Below are 9073 nucleotides of genomic sequence, written 5' to 3'. Positions count from 1 at the left end.
CGTCGAGCGCGTCGATCAGCGTGACCTCGGCGTGCGCATGCAGGCGAGCCATCAGCGGCGCGGAGAGTTTTTTGTACAACACGACAGACTTTTTCATCCGGTCTTCACCTTTAATTCGAGGGTATGCAACGGCGCGCGCTCACGGTCGCTGGCGCCGGGCTTGAGGAAAATCGTCAGCACCACCGAGAACATCAACGCGCCGCTCATCAGCAGGTAAGAGGCGCCGGGTGAACCGGTGCTGCTATTGAGGTAACCCACCAGGTACGAGCCGCCGAACGAGCCGAGCGCGCCCATGCTGTTGATCAATGCCATGGCGCCGCCGGCGACGTTGGCCGGCAGGATTTCCGGGACAATCGCGAAAAACGGCCCATAGGGCGCATACATGCACGCCCCGGCAATCACCAGCAGCGTGTAGGACCACCAGAAGTGTTCGGCGCCGAGCACGTAGGACGCATAGAAGGCGATGGAGGCGATCAGCAACGGCGGCCACACAAACCGCTTACGCTTTTGCAGCTTGTCCGACCCCCACGACACCACCAGCATGCCGATCACCGCCGCCAGGTACGGCAGCGCCGACAACCAGCCGGCCTCGACCATGTCCATCTGCAGCCCGGCCTTGAGGATCGACGGCAACCACAGCACAAACCCGTACACGCCGATGCTCCAGCAGAAGAACTGCAGCGCGAGGATGATGACCTTGGGCGAGCGAAACGCTTCGGCGTAGTTCTTCACCGCTTTGATCCCCACCTGTTCGGCGGCGAGGGCGGTTTCCAGAGCGCGCTTTTCGCTGTCGCTCAGCCACTTGGCATCCTTGGGCCGCTCATCGGCCAGACGCCACCAGATAAACGCCCACAGCACCGCTGGCAAGCCTTCGACGATGAACATCCAGCGCCAGCTGAAATGCTGCACCAGATAGCCAGACACCACCGACATCCACAGCATGGTCACCGGGTTGCCGAGGATCAGGAACGTGTTGGCCCGCGAGCGTTCGGCACGGGTGAACCAGTGGCACAGGTACACCAGCATCGCCGGCATCACCGCGGCTTCGACCACGCCGAGCGTGAACCGAATGGCGATCAGCATGTAAGCGTTGGACACCACGCCCGTCAGGGTGGCCAGGCCGCCCCAGAGGATCAGGCTGACGAAAATCAACTTCTTCACGCTGCGCTTTTGCGCGTAGATCGCCCCCGGCACCTGGAAGAAGAAGTAGCCGAGGAAAAACAGGGCGCCGAGCAAGGACGACATGCCCGGCGTGATCATCAAGTCTTCGGCCATCCCGGAAGCGGCGGCGAAACCGTAGTTGGCGCGGTCCAGGTACGCCAGGCTGTAGGTGATAAAGACGATGGGCATGATGTACCACCAACGGCGGGTGGCGAGTTTCAAGGTATCCATGGGGTTGCTCCTGAGCTTGTTGTAGTTGTGGCAACAGGGAGTGGGTCAAGTAACGGATCGGGTCGGCAGCTCCGCACGTGTGGGTAAGCCTTCCATATCGCCGCGGCTCTGCACGGCACGGCTGCCGATCCAGTTGCCGCGTTGTACGGCCTCGGGGAAGCTGAGGTTTTCGAGCAGGGCGCTGATCATGCCGACGGCAAAGCCATCACCGGCGCCGACGGTGTCGACCACCTTGTCCACGCGCACGGCGGCGACAAAGCCCTGGTCCATTTGGGTGCGGTAATACGCGCCTTCCGGGCCGAGCTTGATGGCCACGGCTTCGGCGCCCTGGTCCAGGTAAAACGCGGCGATATCCGCCGGGTCGTCGAAACCGCTGAGTAGCCGACCTTCGCTCAAGCCTGGCAAGACCCAATCGGCCAAGCCTGCGAGGGCGTTGATCTCGCGGATCATCTGCTGCTGGCTGGCCCACAGCGCCGGGCGCAGGTTCGGATCGAACGACACGCTGCGCCCGGCCTTGCGCATTTGCGTCATCAGCTCGCGGGACAACTCCCGCGTGGCCTCGGACAAGGCCGGCGGAATGCCGGTGGCGTGCAGGTGACGGGCGCCCAGCAGCGCCGGGCTGATGGCCGCAGTGGACAAGTGGCTGGCCGCCGAGCCCTTGCGGAAGTACTCGACCTGGGGATCAGCGCCGGTTTCTTCGCGGGACTTGAGCTGAAAACCGGTGGGATGCAGCGGGTCGACCGCCACGTGCCGGCAATCCAGCCCTTGTTGTTTGAGTGTGTCGAGCACAAAGCGGCCCAAGGAATCGTTACCCACCCGGCTCAGCCAGGCGACGTTGAAACCCAGGCGCGACAGGCCAATGGCGACATTGCTGTCGGCCCCGGCGATGCGTTTGTGGAAGTGGCCAACCTGGGCCAGGTCGCCGGTCTGGTCGGCGACGAACATCGCCATGGTTTCACCAAACGACAGGATATCGATCTCAGACATGGGCGTTCTCCGCACGGGGCTGGCCAAGCAGGGCGAGGGTGGTGACCTGCTGGGCGGTGACGTCGACCAGGTCATCGCCTTGCAATGGGAATTCCACCGCCCGGGTAATACCTTGAGTCATGTGGCCCAGCAGTTGTTCCCACAGATGCAGGTCGGTGGCGCCGGGCGGCAGTGCTACCAGCTTGCCGTCCGGGCGACGGGTCACAGCCTTGCAATGCAGGTAGTCGACATGTCGGCCGAGCAGTCGCGCGGCGGTGAGGGCGGATTGGTCCTGCCAGTGCCAGTTGCCGATGTCGAAGGTCATCTTGACCGGCAGGCCAAGGCGCTCGACTTCGCTGAAGAAACGTTGCAGCGGTTCGATGCGGCCGCCGTGCAGGGTCTGGTCGTTTTCCACCAGCAACTTGACCGGGTGACGGTTGAGCAGGGCGTGCAGGCTTTGCAGGTCATTGGTGTCGGTGAAGTAGCCGAGAGAGACTTTCAGCCAGCGCGCACCAAAAGCCTGGGCGCGGTCAAGGGTGGCGGCGAGCTCGGCATTCGGCTGGGCGCGGCCGGCGACCCACAGTTCCAACGGCGATGAGAACACGCACTCCAGGCCCTGCTCGGCAGCCGCCTGGGCCAGTTGCGCGGGTTGCTCAATGGTCAGCAGTTCCTCGCGCCACTCGATGCGCCGGGCACCGGCAGCCGCCAGCAGCGCGACAAAACTCAATTGGCCCCGCTGGCGCACGAGGTCGGCGCCGTAGCTGGAAAGGCTGATGGAGACGGGGTATTCATGCATTGTTGTGTCCCTCTGAAACCGGTTTCATTTTTTTGTAGTATTCACGCTAGGCGCCAGCAAGCCGGCAACTACATGGGGTTTGTGGAGCCTCGGATGATCAGTTCAGGCAGGAAGTCCAGGGTGCGCGTCGGCGCCCTGTCACCGCGCAGCCGCTTGAGCAGACAGTCGAAGGCACTGGCGCCAATCGCCTGAGTCGGCTGGGCGAGGGCGGTGATGCCATTGCCCACCAGCGGGTACCAGTCCAGGTCATCCAGGGCGATCAGGCCAACGTCCTCGAACAGGTTGCAGCCCAAGACCTTGAGCGCGCGGGTGCAGGCCAGTGCGGCGATGCCGTTGGCGCAGAACAACGCTTTAGGTCCGGGTTTGGCGAGAAAGGTGCGCAGGCGGTGTTCCAGAGCGTCATCCAATTCCAGCACCGCGCCGCTCAACGCCGGGCGGCGGGCAATTTCGGCCATGAAACTGTCAAGGCGCTCCAGGCGCGAGCTGGTGCCGTCGGTGGCCTCGCTGACCAGCAACACATCGCGGTAGCCCTGTTGCTCCAGGTGTTCCACCGCCATGCGCACCGCAGCCGGGTTATCCAAACCCACTAGGTCGCTGTGCAACGGCGCGACCTTGCGGTCCACCAGCACCAGGGGCATTTCCCGTTGCAGCTCCAGCAGTTGCTCAAGGTGATGGCCGAGGGTGTTCACGATCAGCCCTTCGATGTTGTACGAGCGCAGCGCCGCCAGATGCTGGCGCTCCTGCTCGTCATCGCGGTCGGTGTTGCACACCACCAGGCTGTAGCCGTGCTGGCGGCAGGCGGTTTCGACGCCGTGCATCACGGCAATGGAATAGGGGTTGCGGATATCGGCCACCAGCATGCCGATCAGACGCGTGCGGCCGCGTTTCAAACCACGGGCCATCTGGTTGGGGCGGTAGCCGAGTTGATCGATGGCCTGCTCGATGCGCAGCGCGATGGCGTCGGAGAGCAGGGCGCGGTCGTCGCCGATAAAGCGCGACACGCTGGCTTTGGACACGCCAGCGCGCTGGGCGACGTCAAGCATGGTCACGCGGCTGCGCTGGGCGGCAGAAAAACTGTTCACGGTCATCGACCTTCTATTTTTATTGGAATGACTGAAACCGGTTTCAGGAAACCACTAAAGTACGAAAGTCGTCAAGAAGTTGTAGGACAAAGCCAGATGATCGGTTGTTTACCCTTGGACAGCGATGTAGCACCGACGCAGTAATGGGCGTCCAGATGGTTTGTGCCGCGTCAACTGAACAGTCCCGCCGCAATATTGATCGAGAAACCGAGGATCGCCGTGTTGAACAGAAACCCGATCAGCGATTGCCCCAGCACTACCTTGCGCATGCTGCGGGTGGCAACGCCTACGTCTGCTGTTTGCACGGCGACGCCGATGGTGAAGGAAAAGTACAGAAAGTCCCAATAGTTGGGGGTCAACAGCCCCTCGGCAAAGCGCAGCGCCGGCTCTTTGCCTGCCCAGGTGTAATAGAGTCGGGCGTAGTGAACGCTGAATATCACCCCGATCAACAACCATGAACCGATGATCGTCAGGCCGGTAAAACCGTAGTGCAACAGGCGCTCGGACGAGCTCAGGTCCTTGCTGCCGACCAGTTCGAGGGTGATCGTGGCCAGGCTGGCGATGGCCGCAATGCACACCGTGAACAACACCAGGCCGGCGTTTTCATCCTCGATCTCGGCGATGCGTTTGACGTCTTCGGCCTTGGCGCGGATGGTCAGCCACAGCATCAGTACCAGGTAGGTCCAGACCCCGGCGTTCCAGCCGATCAGGATTTTGCTCGCGAGTGTATCGGCGGGTACCAGGATGCCAACGGCAAGGCCCAGGACGGCGGCGCAAGAGAGACGAGGGTGGGTGCGGGCGAGGAAGGGCATGGGTGCTCACAACAAGGGCGGTTGTGAGCACCATAGCGCATTTTTTCGCGGGTTATGGACGCTTGCGCACCAACTTCATGACGACCACAAAGAACACCGGCACAAACAGCACCGCCAGCGTTGCGGTGATCATCCCGCCGATCACGCCCGTACCAATCGCTTGCTGGCTCGCCGAGCTGGCACCGGTGGCAATCGCCAGGGGCACCACGCCGAGGATGAACGCCAGCGAGGTCATGATGATCGGCCGCAAGCGCAGCCGGGCGGCCTTCACGGTGGCGTCGAGCAAGTCTTCGCCCTGGTCGTACAGGTCCTTGGCGAACTCGATGATCAGGATCGCGTTCTTCGCTGACAGGCCGATGATGGTGATCAGCCCGACCTTGAAGAACACATCGTTGGGCATGCCGCGCAAGGTCACGGCCAACACCGCGCCGAGTACGCCCAACGGCACCACCAGCAGCACCGACGTCGGGATCGACCAGCTTTCATACAGGGCGGCCAGGCACAGGAACACGATCAGCAGCGACAGGCCCAGCAGCAACGGCGCCTGGGCACCGGACAGGCGCTCCTGCAACGACAGGCCGGTCCATTCCTGGCCCAGGCCCGCCGGCAGTTGGCTGACCAGGCGCTGGATTTCTTCCATCGCCTCGCCCGTGCTGTGTCCCGGTGCCGCTTCACCGGAAATGGCGATGGCCGGGTAGCCGTTGTACCGGGTCAACTGCGCCGGCCCCTGGGTCCACTTGGCTTCCACGAATGCGGACAACGGCACCATCTTGCCGGCGTTGTTGCGCACGTTGATCTTCATCAGGTCCGCGACCTGGCTGCGTTGGTCGCCTTCGGCTTGCACCACCACGCGCTGCATGCGGCCCTGGTTGGGGAAGTCGTTGACGTAGGCCGAACCGATGGCCGAGGACAGCACATTGCCCACATCGGCAAAGGACACGCCCAGCGCGTTGGCCTGCTTGCGGTCGACCTGCAGTTGCACTTGCGGCGCTTCAGCCAGGGCGCTTTCACGCACGTTGGCCAGGATCGGGCTTTTTTCGGCGGCCGCCAGCAGTTCGCTGCGCGCCGCCATCAACGCCGCATGGCCGACGCCGCCACGGTCCTGCAAACGGAACTCGAAACCGCTGCTGGTGCCGAGGCCGTCCACCGGCGGGGGCAGGATCGCATAGGCAATCGCGTCCTTGAGCTCGCTGAATGCAGCGTTCGCACGGTCGGCAATCGCGGCGGCCGAATCCTCGCTGCTGCGTTGCGACCAGTCCTTGAGCGTGGTGAACGCTAGCGCCGCGTTCTGCCCGGAGCCGGAGAAGCTGAAGCCCATGATCATGGTGGTGTCGCCGACCCCAGGCTCCTCGGCGTTGTGCGCTTCGATCTGCTCGGCCACCTGCACCGTGCGGTTCTTGCTCGCGCCCGGCGGCAGTTGGATATCGGTGATGGTGTAACCCTGGTCTTCCACCGGCAGGAACGAGGAGGGCAGGCGACTGAACATCAACCCCAGGCCGACCAGCAGCACCAGGTAGATCACCAGGTAACGGCCGCTGCGCTTGAGGGCATACGCCACCCAGCCTTCGTAGCGTTCGGTGAACTGTTCGAAACGCCGGTTGAACCCGCCGAAGAACCCGCCCTTGGCGTGGTGGTCATCCTTGGCGATCGGCTTGAGCAGGGTCGCGCAAAGTGCCGGGGTCAAGGTCAGGGCGAGGAACGCCGAGAACAGGATCGAGGTGGCCATCGACAGCGAAAACTGCTGATAGATCACCCCCACCGAGCCCGGCATGAACGCCATCGGCAGAAACACCGCGACCAGCACCAACGTAATGCCAACGATGGCCCCGGTGATCTGGCCCATGGCCTTGCGTGTGGCTTCTTTGGGCGACAGGCCCTCGGTGACCATGATCCGCTCGACGTTCTCCACCACCACAATCGCATCGTCCACCAGGATACCGATGGCCAGCACCATGCCGAACATGGTCAGCACGTTGATCGAGAACCCCAGCAACAGCATGGTGGCGAAGGTGCCCATCAACGCAATCGGCACCACCAGGGTCGGGATCAGCGTGTAGCGCACGTTCTGCAGGAACAGGAACATCACCGCGAACACCAGCGCCATGGCCTCGAGCAAGGTGTAGACCACCTTGGTGATCGAGACTTTGACGAACGGCGAGGTGTCATACGGGATCTTGTATTCGACATTGGCCGGGAAGTAGCGCGACAGCTCATCCATCTTCGCCCGCACCAGGTTCGCGGTGTTCAGCGCGTTGGCGCCCGGCGCCAACTGGACGCTGACGGCGGTGGACGGCTTGCCGTTCAGGCGCGTGGAGAACTGGTATTCCTGGCTGCCGATTTCCACCCGCGCCACATCGCCGATGCGCACGGTGGAGCCGTCGGGGTTGGCCTTGAGCACGATGTCGGCAAATTCCGCCGGGGTCGACAACTGGCCCTTGACCAGGATCGCCGCGGTGATTTCCTGGGTCTTGGTGCCCGGCAAATCGCCGATGCTGCCGGCCGACACCTGGGCGTTCTGCGCGCTGATCGCAGCATTCACATCGGCCGGGGTCAGGTTGAAACCGATCAGCTTCTGCGGGTCGATCCAGACGCGCATGGCCCGCTCGGCGCCATATAGCTGGGCCTTGCCTACACCGTCGAGGCGCTTTAGCTCATTCATCACGTTGCGCGCCAGGTAATCGCTGAGCGCTACGTCATCGAGCTTGCCGTCGCTGGAGGTCAGGGTCACCAGCAGCAGGAAACCGGCGGAGACTTTCTCCACCTGCAAACCCTGCTGGGTCACCGCCTGGGGCAAGCGCGGCTCCACAGCCTTGAGGCGGTTCTGCACATCGACCTGGGCCATTTCCGGGTTCGTGCCCGGCTGGAAGGTCGCGGTGATGGTGGCCGAGCCGAGGCTGCTCTGGGATTCGAAATACAGCAGGTGATCGGCGCCGTTGAGCTCCTGCTCGATCAGGCTGACCACGCTTTCATCCAGGGTCTGCGCCGAGGCGCCGGGGTACACCGCGTAGATTTCGACTTTCGGCGGCGCGACGTTGGGGTACTGCGCCACCGGCAACTGCGGGATCGCGAGGGCTCCGGCCAGCAGGATAAACAGGGCGACCACCCAGGCGAAGATCGGGCGGTCAATAAAGAACTGCGGCATTGTCAATGATCCTTATTGGCCGGAAGCCTGGGCGGGCGGCGTCGGGCTGTCATCCACCAGGACTTTTTCACCGGGACGTGCGTGTTGCATGCCCTCGACGACGATACGGTCACCGGCCTTGAGGCCGCTGCTGACGACCCAGCGATCATCGATCACCGCGCCCAGCTCTACCGGTTGCAGGCTCACCACCTGTTCGGCGTCCAACAACAGCACCATCGGGATGCCGGCGCTGTCACGGGTGATCGCGCGTTGCGGCACGCTGATACCTTGTTTGTCGACCGCCTGTTCCAGGCGCACGCGCACAAAACTGCCGGGTAGCAGGTCGAGGTCCGGGTTGGGGAACTCGCTGCGCAGGATGATTTGCCCGGTGCCGGGGTCGACGCTGATCTCGGCGAAGAGCAATTTGCCCGGCAGCGGATACAGGCTGCCGTCGTCCTGGATCAGCGTGGCCTTGGCCTGGTCCTGGCCGACCTGCTTCAAGCTGCCGGCGCGGAAGGCGCGGCGCAGGTCGTTCAGTTCACGGGTGGACTGGGTCAGGTCGGCGTGGATCGGGTCCAGTTGCTGGATGATCGCCAGCGGCGTGGCCTCGTTCTGGCCGACCAGCGCGCCTTCGGTCACCAGTGCACGCCCGATGCGCCCGGAAATCGGCGCGGTGACGGTGGCATAGCCCAGGTTCAGTCTGGCCCGTTCGACGGCGGCCTTGTTCGCGGCGACCTCGGCGTTGGTCTGGCGCAGGGCGGCGCGGGCGTTGTCGTAGTCCTGGCCGCTGATGGCGTTGCTTTCGACCAGTTGGCTGTAGCGCTGTTCTTGCAGGCGCGCCTTGAACGCATCGGCCTCGGCCTTGCCCAGGTTGGCCAGGGCGCTGTCCAGGTCGGCCTTGAAC

At 63.5% G+C, this 9073-nt stretch carries 7 protein-coding genes; all 7 read right to left on the bottom strand.

The window, feature by feature from the left end; genetic code table 11:
- Positions 1–93: 93 nt before the first annotated feature.
- Positions 94–1392: an MFS transporter gene (locus tag L9Z73_RS19415; protein ID WP_247404221.1), complete on the bottom strand. Its 1299-nt coding sequence runs from the start codon at positions 1390–1392 to the stop codon at positions 94–96.
- Between the two features lie 45 nt (positions 1393–1437).
- Positions 1438–2379 carry a sugar kinase gene (locus L9Z73_RS19410; protein ID WP_247404216.1) on the bottom strand — a complete coding sequence of 314 codons (942 nt, stop codon included), beginning with the start codon at positions 2377–2379 and terminating at the stop codon, positions 1438–1440.
- A complete protein-coding gene (locus L9Z73_RS19405; protein ID WP_247404213.1) occupies positions 2372–3154 on the bottom strand; it encodes a sugar phosphate isomerase/epimerase family protein in 783 nt (260 codons plus the stop codon). The genes L9Z73_RS19410 and L9Z73_RS19405 overlap by 8 nt, the downstream gene beginning before the upstream one ends.
- A gap of 68 nt (positions 3155–3222) precedes the next feature.
- Entirely contained in the window at positions 3223–4242 is a 1020-nt protein-coding gene (locus tag L9Z73_RS19400; protein ID WP_247404210.1) for a LacI family DNA-binding transcriptional regulator, read from the bottom strand.
- A gap of 164 nt (positions 4243–4406) precedes the next feature.
- Complete coding sequence (locus tag L9Z73_RS19395) at positions 4407–5048, bottom strand: DUF1345 domain-containing protein (protein WP_247404208.1); 642 nt, start codon at positions 5046–5048, stop codon at positions 4407–4409.
- Between the two features lie 52 nt (positions 5049–5100).
- Entirely contained in the window at positions 5101–8190 is a 3090-nt protein-coding gene (locus L9Z73_RS19390) for an efflux RND transporter permease subunit (RefSeq protein ID WP_247404205.1), read from the bottom strand.
- A gap of 12 nt (positions 8191–8202) precedes the next feature.
- Positions 8203–9073: efflux RND transporter periplasmic adaptor subunit (locus L9Z73_RS19385; protein ID WP_247404201.1), on the bottom strand; the 871-nt coding region annotated here is incomplete at its 5' end.

Origin of the sequence: Pseudomonas emilianonis (genome assembly GCF_023072625.1) — a bacterium.
In the GTDB taxonomy this organism is placed as follows: domain Bacteria; phylum Pseudomonadota; class Gammaproteobacteria; order Pseudomonadales; family Pseudomonadaceae; genus Aquipseudomonas; species Aquipseudomonas paraveronii.
This window is presented reverse-complemented; position numbering and strand designations above follow the sequence as displayed.